13 protein-coding genes and 1 riboswitch are annotated in these 14,851 nt (G+C 67.8%); of the genes, 12 read left to right on the top strand and 1 reads right to left on the bottom strand.

Going from position 1 to position 14,851, the window contains the following annotated elements; all coding sequences use genetic code 11:
* The first annotated feature begins 3 nt into the window (after nucleotides 1–3).
* The 5 genes from B7R24_RS02935 (at nucleotide 4) to B7R24_RS02915 (ending at nucleotide 5,205) form a co-directional block, all read left to right on the top strand.
* A complete protein-coding gene (locus tag B7R24_RS02935) occupies nucleotides 4–762 on the top strand; it encodes a succinate dehydrogenase iron-sulfur subunit (protein WP_116417494.1) in 759 nt (252 codons plus the stop codon).
* A gap of 38 nt (nucleotides 763–800) precedes the next feature.
* Nucleotides 801–1,991: a YihY/virulence factor BrkB family protein gene (locus B7R24_RS02930; protein ID WP_116417493.1), complete on the top strand. Its 1,191-nt coding sequence runs from the start codon at nucleotides 801–803 to the stop codon at nucleotides 1,989–1,991.
* 85 nt (nucleotides 1,992–2,076) lie between these two features.
* A complete protein-coding gene (locus B7R24_RS02925; RefSeq protein ID WP_116417492.1) occupies nucleotides 2,077–2,943 on the top strand; it encodes an exodeoxyribonuclease III in 867 nt (288 codons plus the stop codon).
* A gap of 167 nt (nucleotides 2,944–3,110) precedes the next feature.
* Entirely contained in the window at nucleotides 3,111–4,130 is a 1,020-nt protein-coding gene (gene trpS, locus B7R24_RS02920; RefSeq protein ID WP_116417491.1) for a tryptophan--tRNA ligase, read from the top strand.
* Between the two features lie 229 nt (nucleotides 4,131–4,359).
* On the top strand, nucleotides 4,360–5,205 hold the full coding sequence (locus B7R24_RS02915) for a cytochrome c oxidase assembly protein (protein WP_116417490.1): 846 nt from the start codon (nucleotides 4,360–4,362) through the stop codon (nucleotides 5,203–5,205).
* Between the two features lie 136 nt (nucleotides 5,206–5,341).
* Here B7R24_RS02915 and B7R24_RS02910 read toward each other — a convergent pair whose 3' ends face one another.
* Nucleotides 5,342–6,490 carry an FUSC family protein gene (locus B7R24_RS02910; protein ID WP_253259245.1) on the bottom strand — a complete coding sequence of 383 codons (1,149 nt, stop codon included), beginning with the start codon at nucleotides 6,488–6,490 and terminating at the stop codon, nucleotides 5,342–5,344.
* A 123-nt stretch (nucleotides 6,491–6,613) separates the two neighbouring features.
* On the opposite strand from B7R24_RS02910, the gene B7R24_RS02905 reads away from it, so the two are divergent.
* The 7 genes from B7R24_RS02905 (at nucleotide 6,614) to B7R24_RS02875 (ending at nucleotide 14,815) form a co-directional block, all read left to right on the top strand.
* Complete coding sequence (locus B7R24_RS02905) at nucleotides 6,614–7,375, top strand: polyprenol monophosphomannose synthase (RefSeq protein WP_253259244.1); 762 nt, start codon at nucleotides 6,614–6,616, stop codon at nucleotides 7,373–7,375.
* 50 nt (nucleotides 7,376–7,425) lie between these two features.
* Nucleotides 7,426–7,600: riboswitch (FMN riboswitch) on the top strand.
* A gap of 74 nt (nucleotides 7,601–7,674) precedes the next feature.
* Complete coding sequence (ribD, locus tag B7R24_RS02900; RefSeq protein WP_253259243.1) at nucleotides 7,675–8,790, top strand: bifunctional diaminohydroxyphosphoribosylaminopyrimidine deaminase/5-amino-6-(5-phosphoribosylamino)uracil reductase RibD; 1,116 nt, start codon at nucleotides 7,675–7,677, stop codon at nucleotides 8,788–8,790.
* Nucleotides 8,771–9,406, top strand: a complete 636-nt coding sequence (locus tag B7R24_RS02895; RefSeq protein WP_116417487.1) for a riboflavin synthase — start codon at nucleotides 8,771–8,773, stop codon at nucleotides 9,404–9,406. The genes ribD and B7R24_RS02895 overlap by 20 nt, the downstream gene beginning before the upstream one ends.
* Nucleotides 9,403–10,632 carry a GTP cyclohydrolase II gene (gene ribA, locus B7R24_RS02890; protein WP_116417486.1) on the top strand — a complete coding sequence of 410 codons (1,230 nt, stop codon included), beginning with the start codon at nucleotides 9,403–9,405 and terminating at the stop codon, nucleotides 10,630–10,632. Before B7R24_RS02895 ends, ribA begins: the two co-directional genes overlap by 4 nt.
* Before the next feature lie 25 nt (nucleotides 10,633–10,657).
* Nucleotides 10,658–11,179: a 6,7-dimethyl-8-ribityllumazine synthase gene (gene ribH / locus B7R24_RS02885; RefSeq protein WP_116417485.1), complete on the top strand. Its 522-nt coding sequence runs from the start codon at nucleotides 10,658–10,660 to the stop codon at nucleotides 11,177–11,179.
* A 162-nt stretch (nucleotides 11,180–11,341) separates the two neighbouring features.
* Nucleotides 11,342–12,682: an MFS transporter gene (locus B7R24_RS02880; protein ID WP_116417484.1), complete on the top strand. Its 1,341-nt coding sequence runs from the start codon at nucleotides 11,342–11,344 to the stop codon at nucleotides 12,680–12,682.
* Between the two features lie 144 nt (nucleotides 12,683–12,826).
* Nucleotides 12,827–14,815 carry an ABC transporter ATP-binding protein gene (locus B7R24_RS02875; protein WP_116417483.1) on the top strand — a complete coding sequence of 663 codons (1,989 nt, stop codon included), beginning with the start codon at nucleotides 12,827–12,829 and terminating at the stop codon, nucleotides 14,813–14,815.
* Nucleotides 14,816–14,851: the final 36 nt, after the last annotated feature.

Genomic DNA, 14,851 nt, shown 5'->3' with positions numbered 1-14,851 from the left:
AAAATGAGTACCGCAACACTGGACTCTCCCCCGGCACCCGCCGAGGCACCGATCCCCACGTTCACCGTCACGATGATGGTGCGTCGCTTCAACCCGGAGGTCGACGAGGAGCCGCACTGGGAGGACTTCGACGTCGAGCTCTACCCGACTGACCGGGTGCTCGACGCCCTGCACAAGATCAAGTGGGAGCAGGACGGATCGCTCACCTTCCGTCGCTCCTGTGCGCACGGCGTCTGTGGATCGGATGCGATGCGCATCAACGGCCGCAACCGTCTGGCCTGCAAGACGCTGATGAAAGACCTCGACATCACGAAACCCGTGTACGTCGAGGCGATCAAGGGCCTGCCGCTGGAAAAGGACCTGGTCGTCGATATGGAGCCGTTCTTCGCCTCCTACCGCGAAGTGCAGCCCTTCCTGCAGGCCTCATCGAAGCCCGACAAGGAGCGCCTGCAGTCGGCCGCCGAGCGTGCGCGCTTCGACGACACGACCAAGTGCATCCTCTGCGCCGCGTGCACCTCGTCGTGCCCTGTCTTCTGGACCGATGGGCAGTACTTCGGCCCGGCCGCGATCGTGAATGCGCACCGTTTCATCTTCGACTCGCGCGATGAGGCCTCCTCGGTTCGCCTCGACATCCTGAACGACAAAGAGGGCGTGTGGCGCTGCCGTACGACCTTCAACTGCACGGATGCCTGCCCCCGCGGCATCCAGGTCACCCAGGCCATCGCCGAGGTCAAGCAGGCCATCATGTTCGGCAAGCGCTAGCCCCTGCCCGTCTCGGGATTTCGCCCTAGGCTCTGATCGTGACCCCAACGACCACAGACGCAAAACCCAGTGACGCTGTCGAAGACGCCACAGACGATGCCGCCCATCGCTCGAAGGAGCCGCAGGGCGGCATCGCCGGTCTGATCGCGAAGATCGTCGCCTCGAAGCCGGTGCGCGTCTTCACGAACTACGGCACCAACGGTGGTCCACTGCTCGCCTCGGGCATGAGCTACCAGGCCGTCTTCGCGATCTTCGCGGCACTCGCCGTGGTGTTCTCGGTGTTCGGCATCGTCTTCGCGTCGAACCAGGCCCTGCAGGATGCCCTGATCGCCCAGCTCAACGCGAGCGTTCCCGGGCTCATCGGCGAGAACGGGGCCATCAAGCCCGACGCACTGACCTCGGCGGCCCCCACCCTCGGCTGGACGGGGATCGTCGCTGCCGCCGGGTTGATCTTCACCGCCATCGGTTTCATCGGGTCGATGCGCAGCGGCATCCGCCTCATCTTCAACGTTCCCGGGCCCACCACGAACTTCGCGCTGCTCAAGCTGAAAGACCTCGGCACCGCCCTCGTCTTCGTGGTGGTGCTGCTGATCTCGATGGCGATGACCGTGGCCTCGACCGCGGCGATCAGCTTCGTCTACGACGTGGTCGGACTCGACCACGCCTCGCCGTTCGCGCTGGTCGTCGGCCACATCATCGGGCTCGTCGTGGTCTTCTTCTTCGACACGCTGGTGCTGGCCGGAACGTACCGCCTGCTCTCGGGCGTGCCCATTCCACCGCGGCAGCTGCTGCCGGGTGCAGCCCTGGCGGCCGTGGTGATGGGCATTCTCAAGGCGCTCGGTTCGACGCTGCTCGGCGGGGCCACTTCGAACCCGCTGCTCGCCTCGTTCGCCGTCATCATCGGCATCCTCATCTGGTTCAACCTCATCTGCCAGGTCGTTCTCATCTTCGCCTCGTGGATCACCGTGAGCCTCAGCGATGCGGGAATCGACGCCCGGCAGCTCACGCCCGAACAGAAGGAGGCGGAAGCGCTGCAGACCGAGGCCGACGCCCACCGCCATGTGCTCGAGGCGCAGCATGCGCAGCTCTCCGACGAGCTCCAGGATGCCCGGGGCCTGCGTAGGGGGAACCTGGCCCGTCAGCTCAAGCGCATCGACAGGGAACTCGCGGTGGAGAAGAGCGCGCCGGCGATCGACCCAGCCGTTGCCACTCCGCCCCGGAAGCCCTAGGGCGCTCATTCGAGTCGGATGCCCCGGGGCTGCGGCTCTGCGGCCCTGCACCTCGGTGTCGGGGGGCTTCGCTAGGGTTGTGGGCATGAGTTCTGGCACCACCAATCTGCGTATCGCGTCGATCAACACCAACGGCATCCGGGCAGCCTTCCGCAAGGGAATGGGGGCCTGGCTCGATGCTCGCGAGGTCGACATCCTGGCCATCCAGGAGGTGCGGGCGTCGACCGAAGACATCGAGGGGCTGCTCGGGCCCGAGTGGAGCATCCTGCACGACGCCGCCACGGCGAAGGGGCGGGCGGGGGTCGCGCTGGCTTCGCGCACCGGGTCGCACGCCCGGCCGAGCATCCACCGCGTCTCGATCGGCGACGATGAGTTCGACAGTGCGGGCCGGTGGCTCGAGGCCGACTACGAGGTGAACGGCCAGATCGTCACGGTCGTGAGCGCCTACGTGCATTCGGGTGAAGACGGCACGCCCAAGCAGGTGGAGAAGTACCGGTTCCTCGACGGCATGGAGGCGCGCCTGCCCGAGCTCGAGGCGCATTCGCCGCTCGCGGTGGTGGTCGGCGACCTGAACGTCGGGCACAGGCCGCTCGACATCAAGAACTGGAAGGGCAATGTGAAGCGCGCCGGCTTCCTGCCCCGCGAGCGGGCCTACTTCGACCGGTTCCTCGGCCAGGCAGGCGCCGAGGTCGAGGGCGTCGACGGCTCGTCAGGTCCCGGCCTCGGCTGGGTCGACGTGGGTCGGCAGCACGCGGGCGAGGTCGACGGCCCCTACACCTGGTGGTCGTGGCGCGGCCAGGCCTTCGACAATGACAGCGGCTGGCGCATCGACTACCAACTTGCCACTCCCGCCCTCGCGGCCCGCGTCACCGGCTACCGGGTCGACCGCGCCGCCTCCCACGACGAACGCTGGTCCGACCACACCCCCGTCGTGGTCGACTATTCCCTCTAGCGCGCCGCCGCCCCTGCGGCGCACAGCCGGCAGGGCACTCGCCACCACCCGATGACGCCGCGAACGCGGAAAGCGCCCTCGAGGCCGCCTCTTTCCGCCGAGCTCGCTTCAGCGGGCGGGCCGGTCTGGTTAACTCATAGTCCCACCTCTTTTTAGGAACTGAACCCATGGCACCCAAGCCCCGCCTGCTCTCGGGCATGCAGCCGTCAGCCGAATCGCTGCACCTCGGCAACTACACCGGGGCGCTGCTGAGCTGGCTCGCCCTGCAGGACTCACACGAGGCCTTCTACATGCTCGCCGACCTGCACGCCATCACCGTGCCGCAAGACCCCGCGGAGCTGCGCGAGAACACGCGCCGCACGGTGGCACAGTACATCGCGGCCGGAATCGACCCCGCGCGTTCCACTCTCTTCGTGCAGTCGCATGTGCCCGCGCACGCCGAGCTCGCCTGGGTACTCAACACGATCACCGGGTTCGGCGAGGCCGCCCGCATGACGCAGTTCAAAGACAAGTCGGCCAAGAACGCCGATTCCACCTCGGTCGGCCTGTTCACCTACCCCATCCTGCAGGCCGGTGACATCCTGCTCTATCAGGCGGCCGAGGTTCCGGTGGGCGAAGACCAGCGCCAGCACATCGAGCTCACCCGCGACCTCGCGAACCGGTTCAATTCGCGGTTCGGTGACACGTTCGCGGTGCCCGAGCCATACATCCTGAAGTCGACGGCGAAGCTCTACGACCTGCAGAACCCCGGCGCGAAGATGTCGAAGTCGGCCGAGTCGAAGGCCGGTGTGATCTGGATGCTCGACGAGCCCTCGGTGACGAAGAAGAAGATCATGCGTGCCGTGACCGACGCCGACGGGGGTATCGTCTACGACCCCGAGAACAAGCCCGGGGTCTCGAACCTGCTGACGATCTTCTCGGTGCTCGGCGGGCAGACGATCCCCGCACTCGAGGCGGAGTTCGTCGGCCGCGGCTACGGCGACCTCAAGAAGGCCCTCGTGGAGGTGGTGGTCGAGACGGTCGCGCCCATCCGCGAGCGCACCCTCGAGCTGCTGGGCGACCCCGCCGAGCTCGACCGCATCCTCGACGCCGCTGCCGCCCGGGCGAACGAGGTCGCGGAGCAGACGCTCGACACGGTCTACGACCGCGTCGGCTTCCTCCGCCGCCGTCGCATACGCCTCGTCTGACCCCACCCCGCAACCCCGCTCCGCGCGTACCGGCACGTACCGCAACTCAGGCAGGGGTCGGCGCCATCGACGCCATGGGGCTGCCGGGGCACCCCTCCTGAGTTACGTCGCGGGAGGCGGGATCGAGCGTCCGCGCCGGAGCGCATAATGTAAGTGACCCCGAGGAGTAGCCACGCCTGACATCGCCGCACTGCTGACGACCTGGCAGCCCGATGCGCTGGGGATCGTCGTGATCGTCATCGCTGCGGGGCTGTACGGGGCGGGCATCCTGAGCCTGAGACGGCGTGGACTGCACTGGTCCCTGAAGCGGACGGCGGGCTTCTACCTGCTCGGTCTCGGATCGTTCGCTGTGATCGAGTTCGGTTTTCTCGGTGTCTACAGCCAGGAGCTGCGGTTCGCCTTCACCACCCGTATCGCGCTGCTGCTGTTCGCGGTGCCTGCGCTCGTCGCCACCGGCAAACCCGTCGCCCTGGCACGCGAAGCACTCTCGACGAGCCCGCGGGGCGCAGCACTGCTCGAACGCGTGATCGAGAGCCGCGTCATCGGAGTCATGGGCAATGCCGTCTTCGGCCCGGTGTTCGCTCTGGTCGCGTTCTCCGTCTTCCTGACGCCGATCGCCGGGAGCCTCCGGGGCTCGACCGTGGCACAGGATGTCATCACGGTGGTGGTTCCGCTCGTCGGGCTGGTGCTCGTGCTTCCGCTGACCGAGCTCGTCGTCGTGCGCACCAGCCTCTTCATCGTCGCCGAGTTCATGCTCGCCTTCGTCGAGCTCGTCGTGGACGCCATCCCGGGCATCCTGTTGCGACTGAACGACCAGATCCTCGACCATGCGGCGCCGTTCGTGGGAGCGACGCCGGTCTGGTTCCCGAGCCCGCTCCGCGATCAGCAGCTCTCCGGCGACCTGCTGTGGTTCATCGCCGAGATTGCCGACATCCCCATCCTGATCCTGCTGTTCGTGCGCTGGTCGAAACACGACCGCACCGAGGCGAAGAGCCTCGACGACCTGACCGACGACGAGATGGCGGCCCTCACGAAGGCACACCTCGACTCCTTCACCCAGCGCCCGCCCGACTGACCCCGGCCAGGGTCCGCGCGTCAGCGTGCCGGCGCGGTGGTCTGTCGCAACCGCGGTGGTTGGTCGCAACCGCGGCCGGGCGCGCAGGCGCGGGTGTCCCGAACTGCCGCAGGTACCGCAGCGACCACGGGCGGCGTCAGCGCGGCGCGTCCGTCGCCTCGACGATCTCCTCGTGGATGCGCCGGAGGTCTTCGAGCAGGAACCCCAGCAGCACCCAGTGCTCAGAACTCGGCACCGTCACGCGGAGCGGTGCGGTCAGGGCCGGCAGATCATCCGGTACCGCCTGCAGAACCGCCGCACCCGGCAGGTCGGCGTTCAGGATGACCAGCCGGAGGTCGTGCGAGGCGCGCTGCATCTCCGACACGATCTCCGAGACCAGGGGTTCGTCGAGCAGGTCGTCGTCATAGTGGTCGACGACTCCGCGCGCCATGCCGGTCACCCGCGTCACCAGGATGCTCAGCATGGCCAGCAGCATGGCATCCGTTTCGAGCAGATCGCGGTGCACCGAGCGCCTGGGGTTGTACTTCAGACTCTCCTCCCCCGCCGCGAGCGCGGCCGCCGCCTTCGCCCGCATCGGCGTCAGCAGTCTCGCCTCCACCAGCATCGCCGTGCGGTCGGCGGCCGAGGTCGGTGTGCTCAGAGTGCGGGCGAGCGAGTCCAGGATGCTGCCCAGCTCGTTGCCGAGGCGGGCGACGGCCTCGTGCACGGGCTGCAGCGCCACCGGCGGAACGATGAGCAGGTTCACCGCCACACCGATCAACGCCCCGACGATCGTCTCCAGGATGCGGTTGAAGGCGTACCCCGGGGTCGTCGCCCCGAGCGACAGCACCAGCATCGCGCTGATCGGAATCTGCACTGACGACGTCGGCCCCAGGCGGAGCGCCCAGCCGAGCAGCAGCGCAATGATCACTGCGACCGGCACGATCCACGACGTACCGCCGAAGACCAGCCCCACCAGATAGGCCAGGACGACCCCGATGATCACGCCCACGCATCGCTCGAGCGCCTTGCCGAACGACTGGTTCACGCTCGGCTGCACCACGAGAATGGCGGCGATCACCGCGAAGAGGGGAATCTGGCCCTGCAGCAGGGGCGCGGTGACGATCCACGCGACGATGGCCGCGACGCTCGTCTTCACGACCTGAAGGAACGGAACGCGCGAGGTGGAGAGGATCAGCCGGGCATACCGCTGGGGCGAGAGCGTGGCCGCGTTCATCCGATGCGCACCGAGCCACCGCGCTGCTCTGAGGTTGCCTCGCACTTGCTGGGAGTTGTCGGGCTTCACACCACCACCCTAGAAGGCCGTACCGTATATTGGAGGGCCCCGCGATTTTCGGCACCGGTGCCGGTGGCGTTACTGTGGGGAGGTTGCCCTGCAGAACGCGGGGCACGTACGAAAGGTAGCCCATTGGCTCGAGCTGTCGTCGTCATGCCGACCTATCGCGAGAAAGACACGATTTCGGCGATCATCGACCGCGTTCTTGCCTCAGACTCCGATGTGAGCATTCTCGTCGTCGACGACAACAGCCCCGACGGCACCGGTGACATCGTCGACGCCATCGCCTCTTCGAACCCGCGCGTCAACATCATGCACCGCCCCGGCAAGAACGGCCTCGGCACCGCTTACGTCGCCGGCTTCGGCTGGGCACTGCAGCACGGCTACGACTACATCATCGAGATGGACGCCGACGGATCGCACCAGCCCGAAGAACTCCCCCGACTGCTGAAACTGCTCGACGGGGGCGCGAACCTCGGTATCGGCGCCCGTTGGATCGCCGGGGGCAAGACCGAGAACTGGCCGTGGTACCGCAAGCTCATCTCCCGTTCGGGTACGACCTACGCCCGCATCATGCTCTCGTCGAAGCTGCACGACATCACCTCGGGCTACCGTGGTTTCAGCGCAGCGACGCTTCGTGACCTCGACCTCTCGCGCCTCGACAGCGCCGGCTACTGCTTCCAGATCGAGCTCGCCTGGCTTGTCGAGCGCTCGGGCGGGGTCGTTCGCGAGTTCCCCATCACGTTCGTCGAACGCCTTGAGGGCCAGTCGAAGATGACGAGCGGCATCGTGGTGGAGGCCCTCGCGAAAGTGACCTCCTGGGGCATTGCCTCCCGGCTCGGCCGCATTCCGAAGTCGCAGGCGCTGGCACCGCCGAAAGACGCGACGCTGTAACAGTCCGGCGCCCCCGACCCGGGTGCATCTGCAGCGGGTACACTGGCGGGATCGTGCCCGGGGTCGGTGAGAATCCGAACCGGCGGTGAGAGTCCGCGAGCTGCGCCCGACTTCACAACCGTGGAGAAGAGCGTGGCTGACTCGGTGGAATTCCGAGACCGACGGTCATGGCGTGGCAGGTCTTCGGGCCTGCTCGGCCAGGAGTCCGGATGAGAGGTGCACGCGTGCAGTCCCGCGTCGCCGTGGGGGTGCGCGGGCGTTTTGCGCTACCCGGGTGCCGTCATGGGCGAGGATTCCGGATGCATGCAGCGAGCGAGAAGGCAGCCGAGGCTGTTCAGGCCGTGCAGATCGCTGCGGCGATGGCCCGGGCCGTCGAGCTGTCTCAAAACGGGCCCGCCTGGGGTGTCAACCCGCAGGTCGGCTGCGTCATTCTCGGCCCGGACGGCAGCATTCTCGCCGAAGGCTGGCACCGTGGCAGCGGAACACCGCATGCCGAGCAGGATGCTCTCTCCCGCCTCGCCTCACCCGCGCTCGCCCGGGGTGCGACCGTCGTCGTCACCCTCGAACCCTGCAACCACCGGGGCCGGACGGGTCCGTGCAGCGAGGCACTGGTCGCTGCGGGGGTCGGTGAGGTGTACTTCGGTGTCGACGATCCGGGGGTGGAGTCCGCTGGGGGCGCGAGACGCCTCGACGCGGCGGGAGTGCCGGTGCAGGGAGGCATCGCGGCCAACGACGTGGAGCAGAGCATCCGGCCCTGGCTCACCGCGGTGCGCGCGGGGCGGCCGCACGTGACACTGAAGTGGGCATCGAGCCTCGACGGGCGCGCGGCCGCGGCCGACGGGTCGAGCCGCTGGATCACAGGCCCGGATGCCCGCCTCGACGTGCATGCGCGCCGGAGCCGTGTCGACGCGATCGTCGTGGGAACGGGTACCGTTCTGACCGACGACCCCGCTCTGACGGCTCGCGGCGCAGACGGCGACCCGTTCGCGCACCAGCCGGTGCCCGTGGTGATCGGTCTGCGCGGAGCGCCTCTGGATCGGGCGGTGTGGCAGCATCCTGAGCGTGTGCGTGAGTACCGTACGCACGACGTCGCCGCCGTACTGGCCGACCTGTTCGCCGCGGGAGTGCGGTCGGTGTACGTCGAGGGCGGCCCGACGCTCGCCAGTGCCTTCATCGAAGCCGACCTGGTCGACGAGCTGGTCGTCTACCTCGCCCCCGCACTGCTCGGCGGGCCGATACTCGCCCTCGGTGACCTCGGTGTTGCGTCGATCGGGGAGGCCCGCCGCCTGTCGATCACGTCGATCGACCTGCTGGATGCGGATGTGCGCATCGTTGCGCATCCCGCGCCCGTTCGTGTCCCACCCACCATCGCGACAACCATGAAGGAGACCGACAGTGTTCACCGGAATCATTGAAGAGCGGGGCGAGGTTCTCGCCCTGGAGCCCAGCGCCGACGTCATGCGGCTCACCCTGCGTGCGCCGCTGGCCGTTCAGGGCGCCAAGCACGGAGACTCCATTTCGGTGAGCGGTGTCTGCCTCACCGTCGTCGCCCAGACCGACGACAGCTTCACGGCAGATGTGATGCAGCAGACCCTCGACATGTCGACGATCGGCACCCTGCGGCCGGGCGATGCGGTCAACCTCGAGCGCGCCGCCCTCGTCGGCGACCGGCTCGGCGGGCACATCGTGCAGGGCCACATCGACGGAACGAGCACCGTTCTGGCCGTGACTCCCGGTGAGGCGTGGAGCGTGCTGCGTTTCAGCCTCGACGACGACCTGGCTGCCCTCGTGGTCGACAAGGGCTCGATCGCGGTGGCGGGGGTGTCTCTGACGGTGTCGAACGTCGACGGCTCCCCCGGGCATCCGGAGCCCGCTACAGGCGAAGGGCACTGGTTCGAGGTCTCGCTCATTCCCGAGACGCTCGCCGCCACGACACTGGGTTCGCTCGCCGCGGGCGACACCGTGAACATCGAGACGGACATCCTGGCCCGGCACGTGGAGCGACTGCTGTCGTTTCGGAGCAGATCATGAGCCTGGCGAGCATTCCCGAGGTTCTCGAGGCCCTGAGGGCGGGCCGGCCCGTGATCGTGGCCGATGCCGAGAATCGCGAGAACGAGGGCGACGCGATCCTGGCGGCCGAGCTGGCCTCGCCGGAGTGGATCGCCTGGATGGTGCGGCACACCTCGGGTTTCCTCTGCGCACCCATGACGGCCTCGCGCGCCGCCGAGCTGGAGTTGCCGCCGATGGTCGTGCGCAACGAGGATTCGCTGCGCACGGCCTACACGGTCACTGTCGACGCGTCGACGGGCGTGACCACGGGCATCAGCGCGAGCGACCGGGCCCACACCCTGCGCACGCTCGCATCGGGCACGGCTTCGCCGTCGAGCTTCATCCGGCCCGGGCATGTCCTCCCGGTGGTCGCGGTCGAGGGTGGGGTTCGGCAGCGAGCCGGGCATACCGAGGCGACGGTGGACCTTCTGAAACTGGCGGGGCTGGTGCCGGTGGGCGTGATCGGCGAGGTCGTGGCCGACGATGGATCGATGGAGCGGCTTCCCGGGCTGCTCGCGCTGGGTGAGCGTGAAGGACTGCCGGTGACGACGATCGAGGCGCTGCTGACGTGGTTGTCGGAGCTCGACGCGCCCCGAGCGGCCGTCGAACCCTCACCCCGCGTCACCTTCGAGGTCGAGACCCGGGTGCCGACCATCCACGGGTCGTTCGAGTTTCGGGCGTACCACGACCAGGTCACCGGGGCCGACCATCTGGCGATCGTCTCGGGTGACCCGTCGGTCGCCGGAGCGCTGGTGCGCGTGCACTCCGAGTGTCTCACCGGCGAAGCTTTCGGTTCGCTGAAGTGCGAGTGCGGACCGCAGTTGGATGCCGCGCTCGACCTCATCGCCGAACATGGTGGTGTCGTCGTATACCTCCGCGGGCATGAAGGGCGGGGCATCGGGCTGCTCAACAAACTGCGCGCCTACCGGCTGCAGGAAGACGGGCTCGACACCATCGATGCCAACACCGCGCTGGAGCTGCCGGTCGATGCGCGGGACTACGGTTCCGCAGCAGCGATCCTCCGCGACCTGGGACTCGGGAACATCCACCTGCTCACGAACAACCCCGAGAAGGTTCGGCAGTTGCAGGCGCACGGCATCGGCGTCTCGACACAGGAGGCGCTCATCGTGGGCCGCACCCCAGCCAACGAACGCTACCTCGACACGAAACGCGACCGGATGGGCCACCTGCTGCCCTCCGGGCTCTGACCACACCATCAAAAGGAATGACACCATGAGCGGCTCCGGCATCCCCAGCCCCACCACCCTCGACGGCACCGGCCTGAGGGTGACCATCGTCGCCGGCCGCTGGCATGACGTCATCACCGAAGGGCTGCTCGCTGGCGCCCGCCGGGCACTGGAGGCGGCGAACGTCGAGTTCGTCGAGATCCGCGTGCCCGGCAGCTTCGAACTGCCGGTCGTGAGTCGGGCAGCACTCGAGGCAGGGGCGGATGCGGTGGTCGCGCTGGGCGTGATCATTCGCGGTGGCACGCCGCACTTCGAGTACGTCGCAGACGCCGCCACTAGCGGTCTGACCCAGGTCAGCATCCTGACCGGCAAACCCGTGGGGTTCGGCGTGCTCACCCTCGACGATGAGGCGCAGGGCCTGGACCGGGCGGGCCTGCCGGGCTCGAAGGAAGACAAGGGTCGCGAGGCTGCAGAGGCAGCGGTGGCGACCGCTCTGGCGCTCCGTTCCCTCCGGGTACCAAAAGGGCAACCGGAACGGCGGCCGGAGGACGGCATCGCCGCGGCCTGAGGAGCGGATTCAGACGGCCCGGCCATCCGGGCGTAACCGCGGTATGGTATTGGAGCGGTCCACAGGCCGCTTCTCGTCACACCGTGGTCGATGCTGCGCCCGATCGACGCTCCGTCACCGTGAACCTCTGGTACGACCGTACCCTTCTGTCTGAAAGCCGCCATGTCTTCGCCCCAGCTCGCCGCCCCACCTGTCGCTGCCGCCAACACCCGCTCGAGGGTCATCCTCGCAAGCCTCATCGGCACATCGATCGAGTTCTATGACTTCTACGTCTACGGAACCGCCGCCGTGCTCGTCTTTCCCAAACTCTTCTTCCCCGACAACACCAACCCGACCGTCTCGCTGCTGTCGTCGTTCCTGATCTTCGGCATCGCCTTCATCGCACGGCCGATCGGTTCGATCATCTTCGGGCACTTCGGCGACCGCATCGGGCGCAAGAAGACCCTGGTCGCGTCTCTGCTGACGATGGGTATCGCCACCGTTCTCATCGGCTTCCTGCCGACATATGCACAGATCGGCATATGGGCTCCGCTTCTGCTCACCGTGTTCCGTTTCGCCCAGGGCCTCGGCCTCGGCGGCGAGTGGAGTGGCGCGGCTCTGCTCGCGACCGAGAACGCCCCCCGCGGCAAGCGCGCCATCTACGGCACCTTTCCGCAGATGGGTGCCCCGATCGGCTTCATCCTCGCGAACGGTATCTTCCTGGTGCTGAGCCTCGCGATGTCGGCAGACGCCTTCGCCGCCTGGGGGTGGCGCGTGCCGTTCATCATCAGCGCCGTGCTGGTGATCGTCGGTCTGTATGTGCGATTCAAGCTCGTCGAGACCCTCGCCTTCCAGAAGGTCGTCGAGCGCGGCGAGGTCGCCAAGGTTCCGGTTGTGCGTGTTTTCAAATCGAGCTGGCGCCCGCTCATCCTGGGCACGTTCATCATGCTCGCGACCTACACGCTCTTCTACCTGATGACGACCTACACGCTGACCTACGGAACGACGGCCACCACTGCCGCCACCCCGGGCCTCGGCTTCTCGCGCACCGACTTCCTCATCATGCTCATCGTCGGCGTCGTCTTCTTCGGCATCTTCACGCTCGTCTCCGGGCCACTCGCCGAGAAGTACGGCCGACGCCTCACCCTGATCGTCACGACCATCGGCATCCTCGTCTTCGGGCTGCTCTTCGTTCCGCTCTTCGGCGGCGGCTTCATCGGTACGATGGCCCTGCTGATCATCGGGTTCACCCTGATGGGGCTGACCTTCGGCCCGATGGCCTCCGTGCTGCCGGAGCTGTTCCCGGCCAACGTGCGCTACACCGGTTCGGCGATCAGCTACAACTTCGCCTCCATCCTCGGTGCCGCCGTCGCTCCCTTCGTCGCCGTCGCCCTCTGGGCCGCGGCCGGTGGCAGCCCCGTGCTGGTCGGCGTGTACCTGTCGGTGATGGCGGCGATCACCCTCGTGGCGCTGTTCCTCAGCAAGGAGACCCGCGACGTGGAGTACGACAACAACCTCAGCTGACCGCCTGCAGGGCCTGACACCGCCCGGCAGCCACGCCCTTCGAGAGTGGGTGCAGAGGGTTCGGGTCACGCGAGGCGTCAGCCGGACATCCGTCGCCCGGGCCGTTTCGCGCGACCTAAACTTGTTGTGACCACGAAAGCAGCCATGACGAATACTGCAGCACCCCGCGGCCGCCGCCGACGTGGAGGCACAGAGCCCGAAGGCCCCCGGGCACGCTTCAGCGACCTGCTGCCCTACCTCCTCGAGCACAAGAAGGTACTCGTGTTCGTGACCGTGCTGAGCGTGCTGGGCGCGGCCGCCAGCCTCGCGCAGCCGCTACTCGTCAGCCAGGTCATCACCCTCGTCACCGACGGAAAGAGCCTGAGCGGGCTGGTCTGGGGACTCGTCGCCCTCGTCGTCGTCTCGGGCCTCATCAGTGGTTTTCAGCACTACCTCCTGCAGCGCACCGGCGAGGGCGTGGTGCTGTCGTCGCGCCGCAGACTGGTGGGCCGGATGCTCAACCTCCCCATTCGCGAATTCGATGTTCGCCGCACCGGCGATCTCGTCTCGCGGGTGGGTTCGGACACCACACTGCTTCGCGCGGTGCTCACGCAGGGACTCGTCGAGGCGATCGGCGGCTCGGTCACCTTCGTCGGAGCGCTCATCGCGATGTTCATCATCGACCCCGTGCTGCTCGGCCTGACCGTTCTGGTCGTCGGGGTGTCGATCGTGGTCGTGGTGTTGCTGTCGGCCCGTATCCGCGTGGCCAGCCGTAAGGCGCAAGAGAAGGTGGGCGACCTCGCTGCGAGCGTCGAACGGGCCATCACTGCCGTGCGTACCGTTCGCGCGGCGAACGCGACCGAGCGCGAGGTGGCCGCTGTGGAGAAAGACGCCGAGGGCGCGTGGCTGATGGGCATCCAGGTCGCGAAGATCTCGGCGCTCGTGGTTCCGGTGGCGGGTATCGCGCTGCAGGTTGCGTTTCTCACCGTGATCGGCGTCGGCGGCTACCGGGTGGCGAGCGGGTCGATCACGATCGCGTCGCTGGTGTCGTTCATCCTGTTCCTCTTCCTGATGATTCTGCCGCTGGGGCAGGCGTTCGGGGCCTTCACATCGGTGAACTCGGCGCTCGGGGCGCTCGGGCGCATCCAGGAGATCATAGATCTGCCCGGGGAGGGACAGAATGATCGTGACTTCTCGCCGCTGGGCGAGGGGGGCGCGGTCGGTGCAGCAGCGGTCGGGGCCGCGACGGGAAGCGGTGCCGCGACCGGCGTCGGGGTGGCTTCCACCCGAGACGACATCGCTGTCGAGTTCGACGGGGTCGAGTTCGCCTACGCCGAGGCTCCTGTGCCGCGGGGTGAGGGTGCGGAGCCGCGTGGTCGAGGTGCGGAGCCGCGCGGTGGGGCAGATGGTGTTCGCGATGACCCGTCGGCGGCGGGTGCGACATCCGGGGCCGATCAGCCGGGCATCCTGAGTACAACCGTGCTGCGCGGGGTGAGTTTCAGCGTGCCCCGCGGTAAACGCGTCGCCCTGGTGGGACCCTCGGGAGCGGGCAAGAGCACCACTCTGGCGCTCATCGAGCGGTTCTACGATGTGACCGCGGGCGCGATCAGGGTCGGTGGCGTCGACATCCGCGCGCTCGACCGGAAGGAACTGCGGTCGCAGATCGGCTACGTCGAGCAGGATGCCCCGGTGCTGGCGGGGAGCATCCGCTCGAATCTGCTGCTCGCGACGCCCGACGCAACCGACGAACAGTGCGTGGCGGTGCTTGGCGCCGTCAACCTGCTCGAAGTGCTCGACCGCTCGCCGCAGGGGCTGGATGCCCCGGTCGGCGAAGAGGGTGTGATGCTGTCGGGCGGCGAACGCCAGCGCCTCGCGATCGCGCGGGCGCTGCTGGCCGCTCCCCCCATTCTGCTGCTCGACGAATCGACCTCCAGCCTCGACGGGCTCAACGAGCAGATGCTGCGGGAGGCCATCGACGCGGTCGCCGAGAATCGCACGCTGATCGTGATCGCGCACCGCCTGTCGACCGTGGTGGATTCCGACCAGATCATCGTGCTCGACCACGGCGCGGTGGTGGGCGTCGGAACGCACTCCGAGCTCGTCGTGTCGACGCCGCTCTACCGCGAGCTCGCGAAGCGCCAGCTGCTCGTCTGAGGCGTCGCGCGCAGTGCGCGGCGGTTACCCTGCGGC

Source organism: Subtercola boreus (assembly GCF_003399645.1).
GTDB classification, from domain to species: Bacteria; Actinomycetota; Actinomycetes; order Actinomycetales; family Microbacteriaceae; genus Subtercola; species Subtercola boreus_A.
Note: the sequence above shows the minus strand (reverse complement) of the source record. Positions and strands in the feature narration are given on the sequence as shown.

Bases quoted from the DNA above. Each gene is read 5' to 3' on its own strand.
- B7R24_RS02935 (WP_116417494.1), top strand. From the start codon at position 4: ATGAGTACCGCAACACTGGACTCTCCCCCGGCACCCGCCGAGGCACCG.
- B7R24_RS02925 (WP_116417492.1), top strand. From the start codon at position 2,077: ATGAGTTCTGGCACCACCAATCTGCGTATCGCGTCGATCAACACCAAC.
- trpS (WP_116417491.1), top strand. From the start codon at position 3,111: ATGGCACCCAAGCCCCGCCTGCTCTCGGGCATGCAGCCGTCAGCCGAA.
- ribD (WP_253259243.1), top strand. From the start codon at position 7,675: ATGCATGCAGCGAGCGAGAAGGCAGCCGAGGCTGTTCAGGCCGTGCAG.
- ribA (WP_116417486.1), top strand. From the start codon at position 9,403: ATGAGCCTGGCGAGCATTCCCGAGGTTCTCGAGGCCCTGAGGGCGGGC.
- ribH (WP_116417485.1), top strand. From the start codon at position 10,658: ATGAGCGGCTCCGGCATCCCCAGCCCCACCACCCTCGACGGCACCGGC.
- B7R24_RS02880 (WP_116417484.1), top strand. From the start codon at position 11,342: ATGTCTTCGCCCCAGCTCGCCGCCCCACCTGTCGCTGCCGCCAACACC.
- B7R24_RS02875 (WP_116417483.1), top strand. From the start codon at position 12,827: ATGACGAATACTGCAGCACCCCGCGGCCGCCGCCGACGTGGAGGCACA.